The organism is Flavobacterium luteum (assembly GCF_008806775.1).
In the GTDB taxonomy this organism is placed as follows: Bacteria; Bacteroidota; Bacteroidia; order Flavobacteriales; family Flavobacteriaceae; genus Flavobacterium; species Flavobacterium luteum.
The window spans coordinates 159,372-183,609 of sequence record NZ_WAEM01000003.1; the positions used below are offsets into that span (position 1 = coordinate 159,372).

Here is a 24,238-nt window from a genome sequence, read left to right on the forward strand (position 1 = left end):
CACATAAATTTTAAAAAATAAAAACAAATATATTAATTTAATTATTACTGTGATTATTTTAAAATTTTGTGATAAAATTAATTTATGTCTTTTGCTTTCAACTGAACTGAAATTTTGTCATTATACTCATTTTCATCAATACAATATATAATGTCAAATGAATTTTGATTTTTCACTCTGTCGAATTTCATTCCTAATCCAAAACCAATTGCAGCAATTCCCTCGGAATTATTTTGCTTTACAAATAGTTTTAAATGTTCATTATCTTGTCCTAATGGTTTTCCGTAACCAGTATCTTTTACATTTTTTGTCAAAAAAACTGGAGTCATGTTTTGTGGGCCAAAAGGCTCAAATTGTTTTAAAATCCTAAAAAGTTTAGGGGTGATATCAATAAAATCAATCTCAGCATCAATCGAAATTTCTGGAGTTAATAAATCGGGATGAATGGTTTCTTGTACCACCTTTTCAAAAGAGGCTTTGAAATCTTCATACTTTTCTGCTGCCAATGTCATTCCTGCCGCATACATGTGTCCTCCAAATTGTTCTAAATGTTCCGAACAAGCCTCCAAGGCATTATATATATCAAATCCTTTTACAGATCGTGCCGAAGCGGCATATTTATCGCCACTTTTAGTAAAAACCAATGTTGGTCTATAATACGTTTCTATCAATCGAGAAGCTACAATGCCAATAACGCCTTTGTGCCAATCTTCTTGAAAAACCACTGTTGTGAATCGCTCTTTCTCTTGATTTTCCTCAATTTGTTGTAGTGCTTCTTTGGTAATTTGTTTGTCTAAATCTTTTCTATCCGAATTGTATTTCTCAATTTCACTTGCAAATTGTTGTGCTTGTTCAAAATCAAATTCGGTTAACAATTCAACCGCATGATTCCCGTGTTTGATTCTTCCTGCGGCATTTATTCGTGGAGCAATGATAAAAACCACATCGGTTATATCTAAAATCTTTTTCTTTATCTGAAAGATTAACGCTTTGATTCCTGGTCTAGGTTCGGCATTAATTACTTGTAATCCAAAATAGGCTAGAATCCTATTTTCACCTGACATTGGTACAATATCGGCAGCAATAGCCGTCGCAACCAAATCTAAATACGCAACTAAATCATCAATGGTTTGTCCTCTATTTTCACCTAAAGCCTGAATCAATTTAAAACCAACACCACAACCACATAATTCGTCATACGGATAATTGCAATCATCTCTTTTTGGATCCAAAACAGCAATAGCATCTGGCAAAACTGCTCCTGGTCGGTGATGATCGCAGATGATAAAATCAATATTTCGTTCTTTAGCGTAGGCCACATGATTTATTGATTTTATACCACAATCTAAGGCAATAATCAGCGAAAAATCATTATCATCGGCAAAGTCAATTCCTTTAAAAGAAATCCCATAACCCTCATCATAGCGGTCGGGAATATAAGTGGCAACGTTAGGGTAATAGGTTTTTAAATACGAAGAAACTAATGATACAGCTGTCGTTCCGTCGACATCATAATCGCCAAAAACGAGAATGTTTTCTTGATTTGCAATCGCTTTTTCAATTCGTTGTACTGCTTTATCCATATCTTTCATTAAGTATGGATGGTGTAAATCAGTTAATTTAGGGCGAAAAAATTGTCGGGCTTCTTCATAGGTTTCAATGCCTCGTTGCAAAAGCAATTGCGCAATTAAGTGATCCACTTGTAATGCTTCAGACAGCGTTTTTATTTTTTCGAATTCGGGAGTGGGTTTGATAGTCCAGCGCATAAATTAAAATTTTGTATGGTGTATAAAATGAAATTCAAATTTACTATTATTTTTTAAAATGGAGTTCATTACTAATAAATTATGAACATTGAATTTATAAATCCAGAAATAATTCGTTTCTTGTACCTCCAAATTCTTTTTTATTAGAAACATAAAATCAATTCACAATGCAAATTCAAGGACAAATTGTAGATATTATAAACCGTCGCATTTATTCAGGGGAAATCGCTGTCGAAAACGGAAAAATCATTGCCATAGTTGAGAAAAATCATGAAGTGAAAAATTATATACTTCCTGGATTTATCGATGCGCATATTCATATTGAAAGTTCTATGTTGGTTCCTTCTGAATTTGCAAAATTGGCGGTACTTCACGGAACCGTAGCTACTATTTCTGACCCGCACGAAATTGCAAATGTTTTGGGTAAAGACGGAGTATATTATATGATTGAAAACAGTAAAAAAGTGCCGCTGAAATTTCATTTTGGTGCGCCTTCATGTGTTCCTGCTACTTCATTTGAAACAGCGGGAGCAATTATCGATTCTGAAGGAATTAAAGAGTTAATGGCTTCACCAGATATTTATTATTTGGCCGAAATGATGAATTATCCTGGTGTTTTGTTTGACGATGAAGAGGTTCTGAAGAAAATACAATGGGCAAAACATTTTGGCAAACCAATAGATGGACATGCACCAGGATTGCGTGGTGAAAATGTAAAAAAATATATTTCTGCTGGAATTACAACAGATCATGAATGTTTCACTTTTGATGAAGCTCAGGAAAAATTAAGTCTCGGAATGAAAGTAATTATTCGCGAAGGAAGCGCAGCAAAAAACTTCAATGCTCTGATTGATTTGCTTCCGGAACATTATGAAAACATGATGTTTTGTTCAGACGACAAACATCCTGACGATTTAATTGTGGGACACATTAATTTACTTTGTGCTCGCGCTGTGGCTATAGGGATGGATGTTTTTAAAGTATTGCAAGCCGCTTGTGTCAATCCAGTTCATCATTATAAAATGAATGTAGGCTTATTAAAAGAAAATGATGCTGCCGATTTTATTGTGGTGGAAGATTTAACCAACTTTAATATTATTCAGACCTATATTGACGGAGAATTAGTTGCTGAAAATGGGCAGTCATTTGTAAAACATGTCCCGTTTGAAACACCAAATAATTTTAATATTACATCTAAAACAATAACTGATTTTGAAATCCCCAGTAATGCCAAAACAATTCGAGTTATTGAAGCTTTAGAAGGACAATTGATTACTAACGAAATTCATCATGAATCCTTACTCGAAAACGGCAAAATCATTTCTGATGTAAAAAATGACATTCTAAAAATGGCGGTTGTCAATCGCTATCAAAATACAAAACCAGCTGTTGCCTTCATCAAAAACTTCGGATTAAAAAAAGGAGCTATTGCCAGTTCTGTGGCACACGATTGTCATAATATTGTGGTTGTAGGAACTTCTGACGAAGAAATTTGCAATGCTGTGAATCTTATCATTAAAAACACGGGCGGAATTTGCGCAGTAAATGGTGCTGAAAACAAATCCTTAGCGCTTCCCGTTGCCGGAATTATCAGCGACAAAGATGGTTGGGAAACTGGAAAATTATACGAGGAAATTGATGCGATGGCAAAAGCATTGGGAAGCAATTTAAGAGCGCCTTTTATGACACTTTCCTTCATGGCACTTTTGGTTATTCCCGATTTGAAATTATCAGATAAAGGATTATTTAGTGGAAATACCTTTTCTTTTGTAGATTTGGAAGTTATTTAATCACGCAGTTCAAGAAGAATGCGCAAAGTATAAAGAAAATTAGTAAAAATTCTTTTAATCTGTGGTTGAATTTTTTTATTTCAAAGTCAAAGCCTCTCCTTCAAATTGAATTCCATTCCATCCAGTTTTCATAAAATTTCGAATGTTTTGGTGGTTTGTCCCTTCTGTGTTTCCTAATACTTCATCATAGTAAAGGGCTCCAAAACAAGATAAAGTTTCTTCTTGAGATAAATTTTGTAATTTAGCAAAAGCAAATAGTTTACAAGAGCCTGAGTTTTCACCAACACTATTATGTTGTAAACCATTCTGGAATGCTGTTGGGGTAAAATCGTAATGTTCTTCAATTACAGCAATGGTTTCAGAGAATTGTATCTCCTTGGGAGTTTGTTTTACTTTTTGTAAAAAGGAATGAATACTCATTAGTTTGAATTATAATTCAGATTGTTTTTTGTTTTCTTTTGTTACTGCTTTCCCGCCAATCACAACCACAATTTCTCCTTTTGGAGGTTTATTTTCAAAATGAGTCAGCACTTCTATTGCAGTTCCTCTCACATTTTCTTCATGTAGTTTAGATAATTCACGAGAAACACAAATTTGTCGATCCTCGCCAAAATAAGTAATGAATTCTGCTAAAGTTTTAACCAATTTATGAGGAGAAACATATAAAATTATGGTCCGAGTTTCTTCGGCTAAAGCTAAATATCGGGTTTGTCTTCCCTTTTTTTCAGGCAAAAAACCTTCAAATACAAACCTATCATTTGGCAAACCGCTATTGACCAATGCAGGGACAAATGCCGTTGCTCCTGGTAAACATTCTACTTCAATTTTGTTTTCGACACAAGCTCTAGTTAATAAAAATCCAGGGTCGGAAATAGCTGGGGTTCCCGCATCCGAAATCAGAGCTATTGTTTCTCCTGCTTTTAATCTAGAAATTAAATTTTCAATGGTTTTATGCTCATTATGCATGTGATGACTGTGCATGTGCGTGCCAATCTCGAAATGCTTTAAAAGTTTTCCGCTGGTTCGGGTATCTTCCGCCAAAATCAAATCGACTTCTTTGAGAATGCGAATCGCTCGAAAAGTCATATCTTCGAGATTGCCTATAGGCGTAGGAACAATAAATAATTTTGACATAGCCCTAAAATTGAAACACGAATTTTACTCCTTTTTGCAAATAGGTAAAATTCGTGTTTGTTAAATTGTTGTTGTGTTTAGGAGAATTTTTTCTCTAAAATTTCCATAAATCGTTCAGCATATTCGTCTTTGCCTTCCCAGTTGTTATAATCTGGTTTCACCATATTGTCAATAAAGGATTGGGCTTCCTGAAAAGTATCGAATGTAATTAACTGATTCAAAACTCTATTGTATTCTTCACTACTGTTTGCGAAAAGATGTTTCATAAAAGCAATTCTATCGTTTAATCCGATAGTAATTCCTTTAGAAAGTCTGTCATTTAAAGAAATAGTTTTATAATCTTCTATTTTATTAAGAGCAATTACGGGTGAGTTTTCAGAATAACTCCTACTTATGGGAATAACATTTTCAGGTTGTAATTTTGCTTCTTTTTGTAATTCTTCTGGTTTTACAAAAACGGGATCTACATAATCGGCACCTAATAAATCGTCAAAAGAAATCTGAGAATCTTTACTTTTAATTTCTTTTATTTCTTCTGTTTTAGAATCAAAAGCCAATTCAAAAGCGGGTTTAAATGCCGGCTCTTCTGTTGCAATAGGTTCAGATATTTCTTGTTTTTCTTCTTCTAATTCTGTAATAGTTTCCTCTTGTATTTCTTCTATATCAATGGCTTCATGAATAACAACAATTGGTTCTTCCTTGATTTCTTCTTCAATTTTAGATTCTATTTCATTTTCTAAAGTTTCAACTTCTTCAATGGTTTCAGTAACAGGCTCAATTATAGAATTTACTTCTTCTTTAATGGTTTCAATAGGAGATTCAAAAGCAACTTCTAATTTTTCCTCAATTTCTGTGTAACCAATAGTTGGTTTTACATCACCAAAATTTTCTTCTACAAAAAGTAAAACAGATAATTTCTCATATAATTTTTGAGTTTCTTGATGCAATTGAACCAACTCTGATTTGTTTTTTAACTTTAAAATTCTGTGAGCAATGCTTATTAAATCAGCTTCTAGCTTTTTTTTCATGACGTATTGAATTATAGTATGTGCAATTTGTTTTTTTGTGTAATTTCTAGTTTATTTCCTAAAGTAAAAAGAAACCTTTATTCGCAACAATATCATTTTATAAATAAGTGTTCTTGAATCTTCGATTTGATAAAAATTTTCTACTTTTGAGACGATGTAAAAGTATAAAATTTTTGTATCTGTTGTTTGCGTCACAAAGTAATAAAAACTATTCAATTTTAAAGTAAAAAAACAAAATGTTTCTCGAAAATACAGTAAATCATAAAGAACAATTTGGTTGGATTGAGGTCATTTGCGGTTCGATGTTTTCGGGAAAGACGGAAGAATTGATTCGGAGACTAAAAAGAGCTCAATTTGCCAAACAAAAAGTAGAAATTTTCAAACCCACAATTGACACTCGTTATCATGACGAAATGGTGGTGTCGCATGATGCAACACAAATACGCTCTACTCCAGTGCCAGCCGCCGCAAATATTGCACTTTTAGCTCAAGGCTGCGATGTAGTTGGCATTGATGAAGCACAATTTTTTGACGATGAGATTGTTAAAATTTGTAACGATTTAGCCAATCAAGGCATACGAGTTATTGTAGCTGGATTAGATATGGATTTTAAAGGCAATCCTTTTGGCCCAATGCCTGCACTTATGGCAACCGCTGAATATGTAACCAAGGTTCACGCTGTTTGTACTCGCACAGGAAATTTAGCCAATTACAGTTTTAGAAAAACAGCAAATGATAATTTAGTGCTTCTGGGCGAAACCGAAGAATATGAGCCTTTAAGTAGAGCCGCTTATTTTTATGCGATGAAAGAGAATCAGGAAAAGGAAAAAGAAATCGAATCTAAAGCCAAAAACAAGAAATAGTTTTGAGTTTAGATCTTAAAAATATAGTCACCGTTATACAAGCCAAATGGTTAGGAAATCGTACGGATACTAATATTGAGAATATTTCTATTGATAGCCGTTCCTTACAAAACGGACCTAAAACTTTATTTTTTGCATTAGTCGGGCCTAACAATGACGGACATGATTATATATCAACTTTAATTACTCAAGGAGTTCATAACTTTGTTGTAACCCATATTCCTCATGAGCTAGCCGATAAAGCAAGCTTTTTTGTAGTTGACGACACCTTAAAAAGCCTACAAATATTTGCGGCTTATTACAGAAGTATGTTTCACTTTCCAATTATTGGAATCACAGGAAGCAATGGAAAGACTATAGTAAAAGAATGGTTGAACTTTTTGTTAAGTCCAGATTATAATATCATTCGAAGTCCGAAGAGCTACAATTCGCAAGTTGGAGTTCCATTGTCGGTTTTAGCAATAAATGAAAAACATAATTTCGGAATTTTTGAAGCGGGTATTTCTACTCGTAATGAAATGGAAAAACTAGAGTTTATTATCAAACCCACAATTGGAATACTTACCAACATAGGTTCTGCACATGATGAAGGTTTTTCAAACATAGGTGAAAAAATAAAAGAAAAATTAAAACTTTTTAAGAATGTTTCTGTTTTAATTTATAATAAAAACAAAACCATTGATTCGTTTTTAAATCCTACAATAGATACATTTTCTTGGAGTTGCACTGATCATCATGCCGATGTTTTTATCACAACAAAATCAATTTTAGATAAGACAATTCTAAAAGTAAAGATTCAAAACAACCATTTTGAAATTAAAATTCCTTTTCGAGACGATGCTTCTATAGAAAATGCGATTCATTGCATGATGGTTATGCTTTATTTAGAGTATGATTATCAAACTATTGAAACACGAATGGAATTATTGTTTCCGGTAGAAATGCGTTTAAAACTTAAAAACGGAATAAACAATACCACTTTAATAGACGACAGTTACAGTTCCGATTTTCAATCCTTAAAAATAGCTTTGGATTTTCTGGAAAGTCAAAAGCAATATAAAAAGAAAACACTGATTTTATCGGATATTTTTCAAAGCGGTTTGTCTAATGAAGACCTATATTCAGGAGTTTCACAATTGATTATTTCTAATAAAATAAACAGAGTAATCGGAATAGGCGAAACGATTTCGAAATATAAAAGTAAATTTTTAAACTGTACTACTTTTCAGAATACTGATGATTTTATTGCTAATTTGAATCAGTTAAATTTAAGTAATGAAACTATCTTAATAAAAGGAGCAAGAACATTTCACTTCGAAAAAATTGTAGCGGCTTTAGAAGAGAAAACGCATGAAACAGTTCTAGAAATTAATCTAAATGCGATAAGTCATAATTTGAATTTTTATAAAGCCAAATTAAACCCAGAAACCAAAATCATGGTAATGGTAAAAGCTTTTGGTTATGGAAATGGAGGATTTGAAATTGCGAAACTATTAGAACATCATAAAGTAGATTATTTGGGTGTAGCATTTGCAGATGAAGGAATTTCGTTGAAAAATTCAGGAATTAACTTGCCGATAATGGTTCTAAATCCTGAGAATTCTAGTTTTGAAGCCATTATTCAGCATCAATTGGAACCTGAAATTTACAGTATAAAAGGCTTAAAAGCATTTTTAAAAATTGCTGAACAAAAAAAATTGTATCATTTCCCTATTCATATCAAACTCGATACTGGAATGCATCGTTTGGGTTTTGAAGAAGAAAACATAGAGGAATTAATTTTAATTTTAAAAGCAAGTAAAGCAGTTGTTGTAAAAAGTATTTTATCGCATATGGCCACTAGCGATGACGTAAAGCACCAAGCCTTTTCGCTTTCACAAATAGATTTGTTCGAAAAACTATCTTTACAATTAATCACAGCATTACAAATAAATCCTATTCGTCATATTTTAAATACTTCAGGAATAAGTAATTTTTCTCAGGCGCAATACAATATGGTGCGTTTAGGCATTGGACTTTATGGTATTTCTAATGATGCCGAAGAACAAAAACAGTTAGAAAATGTAGGGACTTTAAAATCGATTATTTCGCAAATTAGAACCATTGATGCTGGAGAAAGTGTGGGATACGGAAGACGATTTGTCGCCGAAAAACCAACTAAAATTGCCACAATTCCTATTGGTTATGCTGATGGAATTTCAAGACATTGGGGTAACGGAGTTGGTTTTGTTACTATAAATAATCAAAAAGCAACTATTGTTGGTAGTATTTGTATGGATATGTTGATGGTTGATGTGACCAATATAAATTGTTTTGAAGGAGATTCTGTTATTATTTTCGGAGAAAGCCCAACGGTTATTTATATGGCTGAAAAACTAAAAACGATTCCTTATGAAATTCTTACCAGTATTTCGCAACGTGTAAAACGTGTTTTTTATAGAGAGTAAATTTTTATTTTAAAAATACAATATGTTAAAAATTTAACTAAATTTGATTTCTTTAAAACTAAATATTAATCTAAAACAAAAAATATGGGAATGATTTCAGAATTTAAAGAGTTTATTGCTAAAGGTAATGCAATGGATTTGGCAGTTGGAGTTATTATTGGTGCCGCTTTTGGTGCCATCGTAAATTCATTAGTAGCAGATGTTATTACACCGGCCTTACTTAATCCAGCACTAAAAGCTGCACAAGTAGAAAATTTAGCAGAATTAAAAACAGACGGCGGAATTTTGTATGGTAAATTTCTTGCTGCTGTAATTAGTTTTCTAGTAATTGCTTTTGTTATTTTTATTATGGTAAAAGCAATTAACAGCATGAAGAAAAAAGAAGAAGCTGCACCTGCTGCACCTGCTGGACCTTCTCAAGAGGAATTATTAACTCAAATTAGAGATTTACTAAAAAAATAATCCGCTACATACATATTCTAACTAAACCACGTATAAAGCGTGGTTTTCCTATTTTGTTAAATTTATAACATTTTGTTATTTTTTGTGAATCCGATTGTTTTTATTTGAATTGTACTTACTTTTGCCATTCAAAATTAATTATAAAAATAAAAATATATAGTATGAGAATTGCAGTAGTTGGCGCAACCGGAATGGTTGGTGAAGTTATGCTTCAAGTTTTAGCGGAAAGAAATTTTCCTATAAGTGAATTGATTTTGGTTGCTTCGGAAAGATCTGTTGGGAAAGAAATTGAGTTTAACGGGAAAAAATATAAAGTCGTAGGTTTACAAACCGCTGTAGACATGAAAGCTGACATTGCTTTGTTTTCTGCTGGAGGGCAAACATCATTAGATTGGGCTCCAAAATTTGCAGCCGCAGGAACAACAGTTATCGATAATTCATCGGCTTGGAGAATGGATCCTACTAAAAAATTAGTGGTTCCAGAAATAAATGCTTCTGAATTAACAAAAGAAGATAAAATAATAGCAAATCCAAACTGTTCTACAATACAAATGGTACTAGCTTTAGCACCATTACACAGAAAATATAACATTAAACGTATCATTGTTTCGACATACCAATCCATTACTGGAACAGGTGTAAAAGCTGTTCAGCAATTTGAAAACGAATGTGTTGGTATTGAAGGAGACATGGTTTATAAATATAAAATCAATAGAAACTGTATTCCTCAATGTGATAGTTTTGAAGATAATGGTTACACCAAAGAAGAAATGAAATTGGTTAAAGAAACTAAAAAAATATTAAGCGATGATTCTATCAAAGTAACGGCTACAGCGGTTCGTGTACCAGTTGTAGGAGGTCACAGTGAGGCAGTAAATGTAGAATTCAGTAATGATTTTGACGTGAATGAAGTTCGCAATATTTTACACCATACAGACGGCGTTGTAGTACAAGATAATTTAGACACTTTTACTTACCCTATGCCTAGATATGCCGAAGGTAAGGACGAAGTTTTTGTAGGAAGAATTCGTCGAGATGAAAGTCAGCCGAACACACTTAATATGTGGATTGTTGCAGATAACTTAAGAAAAGGAGCCGCAACAAATACCATTCAAATTGCAGAATATTTAGTTGAGAATGGTTTAGTTTAAATCTTAACCAACTTATATTTCAAATCCGTTAGTTTTAGCAAATCACAATTTTTGTTAAAACTAACGGATTTATTTTTTGGTTTAGTATTTTTGTAACAAATGAAAAAGAGATTTGTAATAGTAAATTTAATGTTAATATTTGTAGTGTTGTTTTCAATGCTATTACAGTCCTTGCATTCTTACGAACACTTAATTAAGCTTTTATCAGAAAAAGAGTGTCATCATCATTATTCACAAAAAACGGAAATTAATCATCAACATCATCCTTTTGATCATTGTTTCGTTTGTGAATTTACTTTTGGAAGTTATATTTCAACTGCTTTTTTTTCTTTAAGAAATAGAATTACTCTTACTATATCTCAACAATATTCGTTTTTATACAAACCAACTTCTCAATTCTTCAAAGGGAGTTTATTTGCATTACGAGCACCTCCAGGATTCAAATTATTTTAAAAACAAGTTCATTTTCAATTATCTGAAAATGAGCACTGTGTTTCTATTTATTTTGAACAGAAAAAATGCTAAAAAAAAAGTATCTCATTTTCTGCTTATTGTTATTTAATGTGTATTTATTTTCACAAAATACAATAAGCGGAAAAATTAACAATCAAGAGAATATTCCTCTTGAGGGAAGTCATATTCATATCGGAAAAAAAACAGCAACTTCTGATGCCCTTGGGAATTACATAATAAAAAATGTGACAAACGGAAAAGTAAAAGTTCACGTTTCGTATATTGGGTATCAATCTATTGACACTCTAGTTGGTTTATATAATGACCTTGTGCTTAATTTTAAACTAAAGGAATTGACTTTAAGATTAAATGAGATTAATATAATACAGTCTAGAAACACAATTAACAAGTCTGTTCTTGAGCAAAAAATTAAAACAGAAACTATTGAAAAGTATAGCAGTCAATCTCTTGGTGATGTTTTAAAGGAAATAGCTGGTGTGACTGCTTTAAAAACGGGGAGTACCATTGTTAAACCAGTGATTAATGGATTATATGGCAATAGGGTTCCTGTCATAAATAACAATATAAGGATGGAAGACCAGCAATGGGGCTCAGAACATTCGCCTAGTTTCGACATCAATGCAGCTGCAAAAATAACAGTGATAAAAGGTGCTTCTGGTTTGCAATTTGGAGGCGATGCCGTTGGCGGTTTGGTTATTATTGAACCCATTACTGTAAAAAAAGACACTTTATTTGGTAAAACAATATTGAATTTTGATTCTAACGGACGAGCCGGATCTTTAAGTTCTAGTATACACAAAGGAAAACTTTTGGGTTGGAGTTGGAACGCTCTAGGCACTTTTAAATACCTAGGTGATCGAGAGACTCCAAACTATGTATTGTCTAATTCAGGAAATCGGGAAGTCAATTTTTCAGGAGATATGAAATATTCTAATAAGAAGTATGATTTTACGGGTTACTACAGTTATTACAACGCTCAAATTGGAATTCTACGTGCCTCACATACTGGAAATGCTAATGATTTGTATAATTCAATCAATAATATGATTCCTTCTGTAGTAAAAGATTTTACGTACAATATTGAAAATCCCAAACAAGAAGTGAAGCATCATATCCTAAAAGCAAATTATAATTACTATTTTGATGAAACCGCTTCACTTGCCATTCAATATGCTTTTCAGTTCAATAAGCGATTAGAGTTTGATGTAAGAAGAGGAAAAAACAACGATAGACCTGCGCTAGATTTAGACTTAAAAACCCATGCGGTAAATATAGATTATAAAAAAAATGTTCATGATTGGTCTATTAAATCTGGAGCAAATACTGTCTTGCAAGATAATTTTGCAAATCCAAGCACTGGTATTCGTCCTTTAATTCCTAGTTATTCTAAAATTGATGTTGGACTTTACAGCATTGTAAGTCATAATTTTTCAGATAGTTTTACTTTAGAAACGGGTTTGAGATATGATTTTTCTAAAATTGACGCGACCAAGTTTTATTTTAAATCACTATGGGACGAAAAAGGTTATAACTCTAATTTTGCTGACTTTGTTGCTGGAGATTACGCTAATCAATGGCTAACCAAACCAACATTTACTTTTCATAATATTTCGAGTAGTATTGGCTTTCACAAAGTTTTTGAAAACGATTTGAATTGGTATACTAACCTAAGTTATGCCGCCAGAAATCCAAATCCATCAGAGTTATTTAGCGATGGATTGCATCATTCTTTGGCAGTTATTGAGCTAGGTGATTTGGCTTTGGATAAAGAAACTTCCTTAAAAATATCGACAACTATCCAAAAAAAGTGGAATTCCTTTTCAGTTGAGATTAATCCGTATGTAAATGCTATTCAAAACTATATGTTTTTAAGACCAATTGGATTTGAAACTACTATCCGTGGGGCCTTTCCAGTATGGCAATACGAACAAACTAATGCTAGATTAGCAGGAATCGACACACAAACCAATTGGAAGATCAATTCGCATTGGAATCATTCTCTTGCTTTTGCTTATGTAAATGGTAAAGATTTGACTCAAAACATTCCTTTAATTGACATTTCCCCTTTTACCGCTAATACAAAAATTCAATATTCAAATGTTAAGTGGAATCATTTCTTAATTGAAGTTAAAGGAGAGCTTGTGGGTCAGCAAAAACAGTTTCCCAATAATAATTATACGACTAATATTATTGTAAATAATGTACTTACTCCTATTGAAGTAGATATAAGTACTCCTCCTGCTAGCTATGAATTGTTACATATGTATTCAGAAGTAAAATTTAAAACCTTTCATAAAGCAATTACAACATTAGCATTTTCTGTTCAAAATATTTTAAACACAACCTATAGAGACTACCTAAATCGTCAACGCTTTTTTGCAGATGAAATGGGTAGAAACTTTCAAATTCAATTAAAAATTAATTATTAAAAATCTAAAATCTAAGAAATGAAAAATTCAAAAATACTTTTAATCACATTATTAATATTACTAACTTTATCTTCATGTAGTTCGCCTTATGATACTGAACCTATTGTTGAAAATGAAGTAATCACTACCATTAGTTTAGTTTATACTCCAGAAGGCGGAGGTACAACAATAACTTTAGAGTCTAAAGATTTAGACGGAGATGGCCCTAAAGCTCCAATTGTAAACGTCTCTGGAAAATTTGCTCAAGGAAAAACCTATACGGGTGTTTTGACTTTCTTGAACGAAACGGTTAATCCTCCTGTAGATATAACTAAGGAAATTAAAGAACTTGCCCTAGAGCATCAAATATTTTATCAAAGAGCAGGAACGATCAATAGTATTTCCTATGCTGACACTGCAAGTAACTTTGATTCAAGTGGAAAACCAATTGGTTTAGAATCGGTTTTTACAACTACTAGAGCAGCAAGCGGTTCAATTAAAATAATATTAAAACACGAACCAAACAAGTCGGGTGCTAATGTTGCATTTGGAGACATCACTAATGCAGGAGGAAGCACAGATGCAGAGGTGGTTTTTAATATTGTTGTAGAGTAATATTTTAAAAGGTTTTTTTAAATTGAAGCTATTCCGATTGGAGTAGCTTTTTTTATAAATCAAATTGCCAAAATATTACATTGTTTTTATATTATTAATTCTTTATAAACAATACAAACTTTATTTTTCTTAATTATTTATGTATTTTATATAGAATAATTTACTAATTTAGAATAATTTTAAAATTAACTAACCAATTAATCTAAATTATATGAATTCACAATTTACGTTACTAGTCAGAATTACTTTAGGAATTACACTTGTTGTTTTTGGGAGCAATAAGTTTTTGCATTTTATACCACTTCCAGAACCAACTGGAGCAGCCGCAGATTTTATGAATTCGCTAGGGGCAACAGGATATGTTTTTCCGCTAGTAGGAATTCTTGAAGTTGGAATTGGAGCTCTGTTGTTATTAAAGAAATGGGTTGCTTTTGCTTTGATTTTGCTTGCACCTATTTCAATAAACATAGTGCTTTTTCATTTGTTTTTAGACATTCCTGGGGTAAGTGCAGCTTTATTGGTTGCTGTTTTAAACGGAATCTTAATTTTTAAACATTGGAAACAATATACACCCTTGTTTTTATAGTCAGTTTTTGAATATTAATAGAAAAGGTTTTTTTATAAAAGCCTTTTCTATTAATAATCTAATTTGCCTACATATTTCATGCGCCTAACAATTCGGTCTTTTCGACGATTGGTATATGAAGAAGAATTCGTTGCTTTAAATTTTCTAGGATTAGGTAAAATGGCTGCTATTCCGGCTGCTTCATAATTGGTTAAATTGGAAGCATCCTTTCTATACCAATACCGACATGCGGCTTCTGCTCCGTATACACCATCTCCCATTTCAATACTATTGAGATACACTTCCATTATACGTTCTTTTCCCCATATCAATTCAATTAAAACAGTAAAATAAGCTTCAAGTCCTTTGCGTAAATAACTTCTGCCTTGCCATAAAAAAACATTTTTAGCCGTTTGCTGAGAAATGGTACTTCCGCCTTTTAATTTTTTACCCTTCTCATTACTTTTCATTGCTTTTTGAATAGCATCAAAATCAAAACCATTATGAATTAAAAAAGTCCCGTCTTCACTAGCAATAACCGCTTTTTGTAAATTTGTTGAAATATTTTCTAATGGTTCCCAATCGTGGCTGCAAATCATTTCTTTTCCGTCAATCTTTTGTTCAATGGCTCGAATAACCATTAATGGGGTTAATGGAACGGGAACAAATTTAAACACAATAACTCCAATAATTGAAATTGCAAAAAACCAAAGCATAACTTTAAATAAAAAACGAATGATTCTTCTAAACATAAAATTAAATTAAATCGGCCAACTCAGTACCTATTAAACTTCCAATAGCAACTCCCATTCCACCTAGTCGCACGCCACAATATACATGTTCAGATAATTGGCTAACAATAGGGTTTTTACTTGAACCCAATCCCATGATTCCACTCCAACGATGTTCAACTTTGAAATCCTGATTGGGTAAAATTACATTTTTTAAAAGAAATTCTAACCGATTTTGAATTATTGCGGTCTCTCCAAATTCAGAAGTTGTTTCTCTTTCAAAATCAAGATTTCTTCCACCTCCAATTAATATTCTGTCATTAATATTTCTAAAATAATAATACCCTTTATCTAAATGAAAAGTCCCTTTTACATCTAAATTTGGGATAGGTTCAGTAATTAAAACCTGTGCTCTAGCGGGTTTTACAGCACCATTAGTTATTGAACTTGCAAAACCATTGGTTGCAAACACAATTTTTTTTGTTTTAAAACTAAAATCACCAATAGCGACTTGTACACCATTTATGCTTTCTTGATATTCAGTTACTGTTTGTTGATTTAAGATTAGAATATTATCAGAAATGGCTTTTTTTAATAATGCCTGCATCATATTTCCTGTATCGATTTGGGCTTCAAAAGGATTAAAAATTAGATATTCTTTTGTTCCATTGAATCCGAAACGCTCTATTTCCTTGGTAAAAACAGCTGTTTTAAAAATAGGTTTTAAAATTTCATTGATAAAGGCCATCTTATTTAATGACAAATCGTAATTAGTATCGTCATTTTCTAAAAACAATTCATAACCACCAAAAGGCTTAAAATCTATTGCTTCATCTCCAAGATTTTTACGCAGTAATTGTAAGCCTTCCCATCTTTTTTGAATGAGTTGAATAACTTCTTCTTCGGTATGTGATTTTAAATCGTTTATGATTTCAGATAGGCTTCCGAAACAAGCAAAGCCAGCATTTTTAGTGCTTGCGCCTTGAGGTAACATTCCTTTTTCTAAAACTAAGATTTTACTCTCTGGAAAACGTTCTCGCAGTCGTAAAGCTGCATGCAATCCGACGATTCCGCTACCTACGATGGTGTAATCAATGTTTGTGAACCAGTTTTTTAATTCCCAATAACTCAAATTCATGAAAAATTTTTTTATAAAAATAGCATTTTTTCATTAAATGGTAATGATTAATTCAAGTATTCTAAATGAATTTATCCTATTTATTTATGGAAATTATTGTGTTAATTTCATGGCCAACAAACATTTGTTGTAAAGTTGTTAATAAGTATGGGTGTTCTTAACATTATCAATTAAATAATAAATATATATTTGATAGTTATTTTAAACAAAATCTAAAAATTTTAAAACTATGAAAAACAAATTATTTTTATTTATATTCCTTATAATTAGTAGTATTTCATTTGCACAGTCGGGAAAATCATTATGGAATGCAACTTCTGGGAATATATTGAATGCTGAAATTTTTGAGAATAAAAACCAAATAAAAAGTCCAAAGTTATTTGATCTCGATATAATCAATCTAAAGCAAAGGTTATTAAACTCTCCTAAAAGATTTGAGGTTATAGGAGAATCGAATGTTATAGTTTCTTTTCCTAATTCAGATGGTCAGTTAGAGGATTTTAGAATTCTAGAGTCTTCTAATATGAATGTCGAATTGGCTAGAAAATATCCGGAAATAAAATCCTATGTAGGACAAGGTATAGATAATCCTACATCTACTATTTACTTTAGTATATCTCCGCTGGGGTTTCAAAGTATGATAATCAAGGCTGATCAATCAGCTATTTTTATTGAACCTTACACAAAGGATTTAAAAACATATAGTGTTTATAGAAAAACAGATAAAATTGCTTCTTTAAACAAGTTTGAATGTAAAGTAATTAACACGATAAGCCCAAGTTCATTAAATAATCTTACCGCAAGACCAAATGCTGACGATGGTAATTTAAGAAATTTTCGTTTGGCATTATCGGTAACTGGAGAGTATACCGCTTATTTTGGAGGTACAAAAGCGTTGGCTTTAGCCGCAATCAATAATTCTATGACTCGAGTAAATGGTGTCTTCGAAAAAGATTTTGGAGTCCACATGAATTTGATTGCCAATAATGATTTAATAATATATACAAACGCTTCTACAGATCCTTATTCTGTTTCAACTAGTATGTCCAAATGGAATGCTGAATTACAATCCACCTTAACATCAGTTATTGGAGAAGCAAATTATGATATTGGACATTTATTTGGTGCTACAGGAGGAGGCGGTAATGCAGGTTGTATTGGTTGTGTTTGTGTCGATGGAAAAAAAGGAAGCGGTATCACTTCTCCAGCAGATGGCATTCCTCAAGGAGATAATTTCGACATTGATTATGTAGCGCATGAAATTGGACACCAATTTGGTGGTAATCATACCTTTACATTTAGTAATGAAGGAACAATTGCACAGTGCGAACCAGGAAGCGGATCTACCATTATGGGATATGCTGGTATAACAGGAGCAACAGATCTTCAAGCCCATAGCGATCCGTTATTTCATGCTGTGAGCATTCAACAAATTACAAATTATGTAAAATCGACTACTTGTCAAACTACATCTGTTACGGGTAATGCAGTTCCAACAGCAAATGCTGGATTAGATTATACGATACCTAAAGGAACCCCTTTTGTTTTAACAGGTTCTGGATCTGATGCAAATGGTGACGCGCTAACCTACATTTGGGAACAAATGGATAAAGGAACATCAACGACAACAAATCCGAAAACGACGGCAACTTCTGGGCCAGCTTTTCGTTCTTTTACCGCATCTACTAATGCTACAAGATATTTCCCTAGACTTTCTACAATACAAGCAGGCTTAACTTCTTGGACTTGGGAGGCGATTCCAAATGTAGCAAGAACTTTAAACTTTAGATTAACCGTTAGAGATAACAAAGCAAGTGGACCAGCAAATAATAGTGACGATGTTATTGTAACAGTTAATGCAACAGCAGGGCCATTTACAGTTAGTGCTCCTAATACTGCTGTTTCTTTTGTTGGAGGATCTTCACAAACTGTAACTTGGGCAGTTGCAGGAACAACGGCTAACGGAGTTAATGCTGCCAATGTAGATATATTATTATCTACAGATGGAGGAAATACGTATCCGATTATACTTTTGGCTGGAACACCCAATGATGGAACTCAAGCAGTAACGATACCAAATACTGCTGGAACACAAAATAGAATTATGGTTAAAGGAAGTGGGCATATTTTCTTTGATATTTCTAATGTTAACTTTACTATAACAGCTGGCTCTACTGATATTGTTGTGCCAACTGCTCCAGTTTTAATTGCTTCGGGTACTACACAAACAACAACTAATTTGTCTTGGTCTGGAGCAACCGATAACATAGCAGTAACTGGTTATGATGTGTATCAAGGTTCAGCTTTGTTGGGTTCAACATCAAGTACAACCTATTCAGTTATTGGTTTAACGGCTTCAACAATATATTCTTTTTCGGTAAAAGCTAAGGATGCAGCTGGAAATATTTCGGTAGCGAGTAATACAATTAGCGTTACAACTCTTGCTCCAGTTGTTGATACAACAGTGCCTACTGCACCTACATTAACAGCTTCTGGAACAACTCAAACAACGACAAATTTATCATGGACTGGAGCAACCGATAATGTTGCTGTAACAGGTTATGATGTCTATCAAGGAGCATCCTTAATTGCTAGTGTTGCGACAACTTCTTACGCAGTTTCGGGATTAACAGCTTCAACAGCTTATACATTTTCTATACGATCAAAAGATGCTGCTGGAAATATTTCTTTAACAAGCAATGTAGTTAATGTAACAACTTTGGACGTTGTTGTTTCTTCATATTGTACTTCACAAGGCAATAGTACTGCTGATGAAAAAATAGGGAAAGTAGTTTTTGGAACAATAAATAATACTTCAACAGGAACTAGTGGTTATGAAAATTTTACTTCTTTATCTACAAATGCAACTCTTGGAAGCGCTTATACAATAACAATAACACCATCATGGACAAGTACCATATACAACGAAGGGTATGGGGTGTGGATAGATTTTAATGGCGATGGCGATTTTGCAGATGCTGGTGAAACAGTTTTGTCAAGAGCGAGATCAAAAACGACTCCAATTTCTGGAACTATTACTATTCCTGCAACTGCCAAACAAGGTTTAACCCGAATGAGAGTCTCTATGAAGTATAATGCAACTCCAACTTCATGTGAAATATTCTCTTTTGGACAAGTTGAAGATTATTCAATAAATATTGTTGCATCAGTTGCAAAAAATGCTTTGGTAACTTCTCAAGCATTAACTTTTAAATTGTATCCAAATCCAGTAAAATCTAATACTCTAAATATTTCTTCAATTGAAAACGGAACTTACAGAATTATAAATGTTGTTGGTCAAGAAGTGTCAAAAGGAAAAATTGAAGGTAATGTTATTCCAGTTCACATGATTAAATCTGGAGCATATTTGTTAGAAGTTACTTCAAATAGTGAAATTGCATTAAAACGTTTTATAAAAGAATAAACATAAAAAATGAAGTAAAAAAGCGGTTGGATTAATTAATCTAACCGCTTTTTTTTTTATGGATTAGACTTTTAAATCTCACTTTCTTCTTTGAATAAAAAACTGTCTCATCAAACTAGAAGCCTCATTTGCCATAACTCCACGAACAACAATGGTTTTTGGGTGTAATTGTGTTCCCATTTTTTCAAAACCGCGATTTTCATCGCTTGCTCCAAAAACAATTTTAGAAATTTGACTCCAATATAAAGCGCCAGCGCACATCTGACAAGGTTCTAAAGTAACATAAAGTGTGCAGCCCGTTAAATATTTTCCACCCAAAAAATTAGCCGCAGCGGTTATAGACTGCATTTCAGCATGAGCGGTAACATCGTTCAATAGTTCGGTTAAGTTATGACTCCTTGCAATTACTTTGTTATCGATGACTATAATAGCTCCCACAGGAATTTCGCCTTTTTCAAAAGCCACTTCGGCTTCCTGTAAGGCTTTCTTCATAAAATATTCATCAGTGAAAATGTTTTCCATGGAGCAAAAATAGGAATTCAATTTGTACATTTGCTTCATGTCGAATAATTTACTTGCACATATCTTCAATCCATCCGATTTGCGTCAACTCGATGAAGTACAACTTCCTCAAGTCGCACAAGAATTGCGTGACTTTATTATTGGAATTGTAGCTGTTAAAGAAGGACATTTGGGTGCAAGTTTAGGGGTTGTAGAACTAACAATTGCTTTACACTACATCTTTAATACTCCAGAAGATTTGTTGGTTTGGGATGTAGGTCATCAAGCCTACGGACATAAAATATTAACTGAAAGAAGAGCGCAATTTCATACCAATAGAAAACTAAACGGTATTTCTGGTTTTCCCAAAAGAAGCGAAAGTGTATATGATACTTTTGGAGTAGGGCATTCATCAACATCTATTTCAGCCGCTTTAGGTATGGCAATTGCTTCTAATTTAAAAGGAGATTTTAACAAACAGCATATTGCAGTTATTGGTGATGCTTCTATTGCATCAGGAATGGCTTTTGAAGGTTTGAATCATGCAGGAGTTACAGATGCTAATTTATTAGTAATCCTTAATGATAATGCAATTGGTATTGATCCGAGTGTTGGTGCTTTAAAAAAGTATTTCACCGCCGTGAAAGAAGGAAAAAATCCGAAGCAGAACAACATGATTAAGTCCTTAAACTTTGATTATTCAGGGCCTATAGACGGTAATGATATTTTTGCGGTTCTACAAGAATTAAAACGATTAAAAAATATAAAAGGACCCAAGTTTCTTCATATTATTACAACAAAAGGAAAAGGATTACAACAGGCAGAGGACAACCAAGTACAATATCATGCCCCTGGAAAATTTGACGCCGCTACAGGAGAAATTTATCCAAAATTAGAAGCAAATCTTCCCCCTAAATACCAAGATGTATTTGGACTAACACTTTTGGATTTAGCTAAATCAAACGAAAAGATTATAGGAATAACACCAGCTATGCCAACAGGAAGTTCCCTAAAATTCATGATGGATGAATTCCCAAAACGTGCTTTTGATGTAGGAATTGCTGAGCAGCATGCTGTAACCCTATCTGCTGGCATGGCCACTCAAGGAATGGTTGTTTTTTGTAACATCTATTCCACTTTTTTGCAACGCGCTTATGACCAAGTGATTCATGATGTGGCTTTGCAGAATTTACCAGTCATTTTTTGTTTAGACCGTGCAGGTTTGGTAGGTGAGGACGGAGCAACACATCATGGCGTTTTCGATTTGGCATATTTGCGATGCATCCCAAATATGATTATTTATTCTCCGTTGAATGAAATAGCACTTCGAAACATTTTATATACAGCACAATTAGGTTTGCCACATCCTATAGCCATTCGCTATCCTCGTGGTCGAGGCCAGATTATAAATTGGCAACAAGCGTATCAAAAAGTGGAAATACGAAAAGCTACTTGCATCAAGAAAGGAACAAAAATCGCGATTTTATCTAATGGAACTATTGGCAATAATGTAACTCTTGCTTTATCTAAATTAAATAATTTAGAGCATTTTGCTCATTATGATTTTGCTTTCGTGAAGCCTTTAGATGAAGCATTATTACATACTATTTTCAAAACATTTGAAAACATAATTACTATTGAAGATGGTGTAATAAAAGGAGGTTTTGGCTCTGGGATTGTAGAATTTGCTAATGAAAACAATTATTGTAAGCGAATTAAAACTCTTGGCATTCCAGATGAATTTATTGAACACGGCACAGTGGAAGAACTTCAAAAATTTTGTAAAATTGATGTTAAAAGCTTGATTCTGTTATTTGGTGAAATTTAGTGCCACATAAAACTAGGTTTTCATTCTTCCGTTAATCGTTTCATATAATTCTAACGCATTGCCATCTGTTAAAAGGGAGACATAATGACAAATATGTAAAAGCCTTTTATACAAATCTTCTTTCTCCGCTAGGAATTTTTCGGGCAACATTTTTAGAATCAATTTGTCATAATTAGACGCTTTTCCTTCAAATTTATTGTTGAAAGCGGTGATGAATTTATCTAATAATGTTTGAATAATTTGATAACCCACCAACTCTTTTTCAATTACTTCACGACTTTGATAGATGTTTTTGACGCTCAATTTAATAATGTCATCCATTTGGGCTTTGTACTTGCTTTTATCGGTCAATGCAAATGGAAATTTTCCTTGTAATATAGTCTCTTCATTTTCTAAAAATACTCTAACAGCATCGTTTATTAAACTTCCAATGGCTAAAGCTCGTAAATAGCTGATTCTGTCTTCTTTTGTAGTTAAGGTTTTGTATTTCTCGGTGTCAATGCTGTCTTTTACTAGTTTTATTAAATATTCTAAAGCAAAATCTTCTGAAACTAAGCCTAGATTTATTCCGTCTTCAAAGTCAATAATGGTATAGCAGATATCATCGGCAGCTTCTACTAAATAAGCCAACGGATGTCTCTCGAAGCCGATATTGCTTCCTTCTTTATTTGGAATCATACCCAATTCTGAAGCAACATCTTGAAAAAAAACACTATCAGTTTGAAAAAAACCATATTTTTTATCGGCAATTCCTGAAGTTGGTTTTTTAGGTAGACTCTCTTTGGGATATTTCATAAAAGCGCCAAGGGTTGCATACGAAATTCGCAATCCGCCTTCAATGCCTGGCCTATTGGCTGTTAAAACGGAGAATCCGTTAGCATTTCCTTCAAAATCTATTAAATCCTGCCATTCTTTTGGCGTTAACTTATCTTTGAATTGCTGTCCTTTACCTATAGAAAAATATTCGCCAATAGCTTTCTCGCCCGAATGTCCAAACGGAGGGTTTCCTATATCATGTGCTAAGGAAGCCGCAGCAACTATGGCTCCAAAATCATTCATGTGAAAACCGTGAATTTCTTTCAAATACGGATATTTTTCAATTATTTTTTTTCCAACCAAGCGTCCTAAAGAACGCCCTACAACCGAAACTTCTAGACTGTGTGTTAATCGAGTATGCACAAAATCGGTTTTAGAAAGCGGAATTACCTGTGTTTTATCTTGTAAACTACGAAAGGCTGATGAAAATATGATTCGATCATAATCTACCTCAAAACCCAAACGGGTATCGTCTTGTTCTATTCTTAATCGTTTGCTAGTGTCTCCTTGACGTTTTAGTGATAATAGTTGTTCCCAGTTCATTGAATTGAAGATTGTTGATTATCGATTTTTGATTTCAGAAGTTAAAGATAACTTTATTTTAAGATTTTCATCATACAAACACTACTTTCCACACCAATATATTTACCGTAATTTTCTGTGATTTTATAGCCTGATTTTTTGTATAATGAAATAGCCTCAGGTTGGTTGATTCCCGTTTCCAGAATCAATTGAAAATAATTTAGTTCTGATGTCCAATGTTCAAGTTCAAACAAAATTTTAGAAGCAATTCCTTTTCCTCGATAATCAGGATTCACGAACATTCGTTTTATTTCTAGAGTTTTAGCATCGATTTCCCTGAAAGCTCCACAGCCAATAGCAATGTCGTTTTGATAACAAACAATTACGTTGTTTAAGATTGCCGTTTTGTTTATTTGAGCATAAAATTCGTGATCTTTCCCATCACGAATTTTTAAATCGGCATCTAATAATTTCACAAGGTTTATGAAATCTTGGTTTTCAGAAGTTGTTCGGGTTAGATTTAACATAGATTAATAATTTAAATAAAAAAACAGCTATCTTATCGACAGCTGTTT

The 24,238-nt window shown here is 33.0% G+C and carries 19 protein-coding genes; 10 read left to right on the forward strand and 9 right to left on the reverse strand.

Annotated elements, in window-relative coordinates:
- Positions 1-77: 77 nt before the first annotated feature.
- Positions 78-1,766 carry a single-stranded-DNA-specific exonuclease RecJ gene (recJ, locus tag F6464_RS07950; RefSeq protein ID WP_151107276.1) on the reverse strand — a complete coding sequence of 563 codons (1,689 nt, stop codon included), beginning with the start codon at positions 1,764-1,766 and terminating at the stop codon, positions 78-80.
- A 167-nt stretch (positions 1,767-1,933) separates the two neighbouring features.
- On the opposite strand from recJ, the gene ade reads away from it, so the two are divergent.
- Positions 1,934-3,556: an adenine deaminase gene (gene ade, locus F6464_RS07955; RefSeq protein WP_151107277.1), complete on the forward strand. Its 1,623-nt coding sequence runs from the start codon at positions 1,934-1,936 to the stop codon at positions 3,554-3,556.
- Positions 3,557-3,631: 75 nt separating this feature from the next.
- On the opposite strand, the gene F6464_RS07960 is transcribed toward ade, so the two are convergent.
- From F6464_RS07960 to F6464_RS07970, 3 genes are all read right to left on the reverse strand, one after another.
- Complete coding sequence (locus F6464_RS07960; RefSeq protein WP_151107278.1) at positions 3,632-3,976, reverse strand: HopJ type III effector protein; 345 nt, start codon at positions 3,974-3,976, stop codon at positions 3,632-3,634.
- Between the two features lie 9 nt (positions 3,977-3,985).
- Positions 3,986-4,690 carry a 16S rRNA (cytidine(1402)-2'-O)-methyltransferase gene (gene rsmI / locus F6464_RS07965; RefSeq protein ID WP_151107279.1) on the reverse strand — a complete coding sequence of 235 codons (705 nt, stop codon included), beginning with the start codon at positions 4,688-4,690 and terminating at the stop codon, positions 3,986-3,988.
- A gap of 77 nt (positions 4,691-4,767) precedes the next feature.
- A complete protein-coding gene (locus F6464_RS07970; RefSeq protein WP_151107280.1) occupies positions 4,768-5,718 on the reverse strand; it encodes a hypothetical protein in 951 nt (316 codons plus the stop codon).
- Positions 5,719-5,954: 236 nt separating this feature from the next.
- Between F6464_RS07970 and F6464_RS07975 the strand changes: the two genes are divergently transcribed.
- The 7 genes from F6464_RS07975 to F6464_RS08010 all read left to right on the forward strand — a co-directional run bounded on the left by F6464_RS07975 (position 5,955) and on the right by F6464_RS08010 (position 14,724).
- Positions 5,955-6,581: a thymidine kinase gene (locus tag F6464_RS07975; protein ID WP_151107281.1), complete on the forward strand. Its 627-nt coding sequence runs from the start codon at positions 5,955-5,957 to the stop codon at positions 6,579-6,581.
- A gap of 2 nt (positions 6,582-6,583) precedes the next feature.
- On the forward strand, positions 6,584-9,028 hold the full coding sequence (locus tag F6464_RS07980; protein ID WP_151107282.1) for a bifunctional UDP-N-acetylmuramoyl-tripeptide:D-alanyl-D-alanine ligase/alanine racemase: 2,445 nt from the start codon (positions 6,584-6,586) through the stop codon (positions 9,026-9,028).
- Positions 9,029-9,112: 84 nt separating this feature from the next.
- On the forward strand, positions 9,113-9,490 hold the full coding sequence (gene mscL / locus F6464_RS07985) for a large conductance mechanosensitive channel protein MscL (protein WP_151107283.1): 378 nt from the start codon (positions 9,113-9,115) through the stop codon (positions 9,488-9,490).
- 161 nt (positions 9,491-9,651) lie between these two features.
- Positions 9,652-10,641, forward strand: a complete 990-nt coding sequence (locus F6464_RS07990; protein ID WP_151107284.1) for an aspartate-semialdehyde dehydrogenase — start codon at positions 9,652-9,654, stop codon at positions 10,639-10,641.
- 518 nt (positions 10,642-11,159) lie between these two features.
- Positions 11,160-13,544, forward strand: coding sequence for a TonB-dependent receptor (locus F6464_RS08000; protein ID WP_151107286.1), 2,385 nt, complete (start codon positions 11,160-11,162; stop codon positions 13,542-13,544).
- A gap of 18 nt (positions 13,545-13,562) precedes the next feature.
- Positions 13,563-14,138, forward strand: coding sequence for a type 1 periplasmic binding fold superfamily protein (locus F6464_RS08005; protein ID WP_151107287.1), 576 nt, complete (start codon positions 13,563-13,565; stop codon positions 14,136-14,138).
- Positions 14,139-14,349: 211 nt separating this feature from the next.
- Complete coding sequence (locus F6464_RS08010) at positions 14,350-14,724, forward strand: DoxX family membrane protein (RefSeq protein WP_151107288.1); 375 nt, start codon at positions 14,350-14,352, stop codon at positions 14,722-14,724.
- 50 nt (positions 14,725-14,774) lie between these two features.
- Here F6464_RS08010 and mtgA read toward each other — a convergent pair whose 3' ends face one another.
- Both mtgA and F6464_RS08020 read right to left on the reverse strand, forming a co-directional pair.
- Positions 14,775-15,455, reverse strand: coding sequence for a monofunctional biosynthetic peptidoglycan transglycosylase (gene mtgA / locus F6464_RS08015; RefSeq protein WP_151107289.1), 681 nt, complete (start codon positions 15,453-15,455; stop codon positions 14,775-14,777).
- Positions 15,456-15,459: 4 nt separating this feature from the next.
- Entirely contained in the window at positions 15,460-16,572 is a 1,113-nt protein-coding gene (locus F6464_RS08020) for an NAD(P)/FAD-dependent oxidoreductase (RefSeq protein ID WP_151107290.1), read from the reverse strand.
- Between the two features lie 229 nt (positions 16,573-16,801).
- On the opposite strand from F6464_RS08020, the gene F6464_RS08025 reads away from it, so the two are divergent.
- Complete coding sequence (locus tag F6464_RS08025) at positions 16,802-19,996, forward strand: reprolysin-like metallopeptidase (RefSeq protein ID WP_151107291.1); 3,195 nt, start codon at positions 16,802-16,804, stop codon at positions 19,994-19,996.
- 78 nt (positions 19,997-20,074) lie between these two features.
- On the opposite strand, the gene F6464_RS08030 is transcribed toward F6464_RS08025, so the two are convergent.
- The gene (locus F6464_RS08030; protein ID WP_151107292.1) at positions 20,075-20,518 is read right to left on the reverse strand and encodes a nucleoside deaminase; all 444 of its coding nucleotides are present in this window, start codon (positions 20,516-20,518) and stop codon (positions 20,075-20,077) included.
- 37 nt (positions 20,519-20,555) lie between these two features.
- Here F6464_RS08030 and F6464_RS08035 point away from each other — a divergent pair, with 37 nt between their 5' ends.
- Positions 20,556-22,325 (forward strand): 1-deoxy-D-xylulose-5-phosphate synthase, encoded by a 1,770-nt coding sequence (locus tag F6464_RS08035; RefSeq protein ID WP_151107293.1) that lies wholly within the window; start codon positions 20,556-20,558, stop codon positions 22,323-22,325.
- Between the two features lie 12 nt (positions 22,326-22,337).
- Here the strand turns inward: F6464_RS08035 and F6464_RS08040 are convergent, their stop codons facing one another.
- The gene (locus tag F6464_RS08040) at positions 22,338-23,684 is read right to left on the reverse strand and encodes a deoxyguanosinetriphosphate triphosphohydrolase (protein ID WP_151107294.1); all 1,347 of its coding nucleotides are present in this window, start codon (positions 23,682-23,684) and stop codon (positions 22,338-22,340) included.
- 53 nt (positions 23,685-23,737) lie between these two features.
- Positions 23,738-24,190: a GNAT family N-acetyltransferase gene (locus F6464_RS08045; RefSeq protein WP_151107295.1), complete on the reverse strand. Its 453-nt coding sequence runs from the start codon at positions 24,188-24,190 to the stop codon at positions 23,738-23,740.
- Positions 24,191-24,238: the final 48 nt, after the last annotated feature.

Excerpts from the sequence above, each read along its gene's own strand:
- F6464_RS07975 (WP_151107281.1), top strand. The coding sequence starts at position 5,955 with ATGTTTCTCGAAAATACAGTAAATCATAAAGAACAATTTGGTTGGATT.
- F6464_RS08040 (WP_151107294.1), bottom strand. The coding sequence starts at position 23,684 with ATGAACTGGGAACAACTATTATCACTAAAACGTCAAGGAGACACTAGC.
- F6464_RS08000 (WP_151107286.1), top strand. The coding sequence starts at position 11,160 with ATGCTAAAAAAAAAGTATCTCATTTTCTGCTTATTGTTATTTAATGTG.
- F6464_RS08030 (WP_151107292.1), bottom strand. The coding sequence starts at position 20,518 with ATGGAAAACATTTTCACTGATGAATATTTTATGAAGAAAGCCTTACAG.
- mtgA (WP_151107289.1), bottom strand. The coding sequence starts at position 15,455 with ATGTTTAGAAGAATCATTCGTTTTTTATTTAAAGTTATGCTTTGGTTT.
- F6464_RS07970 (WP_151107280.1), bottom strand. The coding sequence starts at position 5,718 with ATGAAAAAAAAGCTAGAAGCTGATTTAATAAGCATTGCTCACAGAATT.
- ade (WP_151107277.1), top strand. The coding sequence starts at position 1,934 with ATGCAAATTCAAGGACAAATTGTAGATATTATAAACCGTCGCATTTAT.
- mscL (WP_151107283.1), top strand. The coding sequence starts at position 9,113 with ATGGGAATGATTTCAGAATTTAAAGAGTTTATTGCTAAAGGTAATGCA.
- F6464_RS07960 (WP_151107278.1), bottom strand. The coding sequence starts at position 3,976 with ATGAGTATTCATTCCTTTTTACAAAAAGTAAAACAAACTCCCAAGGAG.
- F6464_RS08045 (WP_151107295.1), bottom strand. The coding sequence starts at position 24,190 with ATGTTAAATCTAACCCGAACAACTTCTGAAAACCAAGATTTCATAAAC.
- F6464_RS08005 (WP_151107287.1), top strand. The coding sequence starts at position 13,563 with ATGAAAAATTCAAAAATACTTTTAATCACATTATTAATATTACTAACT.
- F6464_RS08020 (WP_151107290.1), bottom strand. The coding sequence starts at position 16,572 with ATGAATTTGAGTTATTGGGAATTAAAAAACTGGTTCACAAACATTGAT.
- F6464_RS08010 (WP_151107288.1), top strand. The coding sequence starts at position 14,350 with ATGAATTCACAATTTACGTTACTAGTCAGAATTACTTTAGGAATTACA.
- F6464_RS08025 (WP_151107291.1), top strand. The coding sequence starts at position 16,802 with ATGAAAAACAAATTATTTTTATTTATATTCCTTATAATTAGTAGTATT.
- F6464_RS07990 (WP_151107284.1), top strand. The coding sequence starts at position 9,652 with ATGAGAATTGCAGTAGTTGGCGCAACCGGAATGGTTGGTGAAGTTATG.
- recJ (WP_151107276.1), bottom strand. The coding sequence starts at position 1,766 with ATGCGCTGGACTATCAAACCCACTCCCGAATTCGAAAAAATAAAAACG.
- rsmI (WP_151107279.1), bottom strand. The coding sequence starts at position 4,690 with ATGTCAAAATTATTTATTGTTCCTACGCCTATAGGCAATCTCGAAGAT.
- F6464_RS08035 (WP_151107293.1), top strand. The coding sequence starts at position 20,556 with ATGTCGAATAATTTACTTGCACATATCTTCAATCCATCCGATTTGCGT.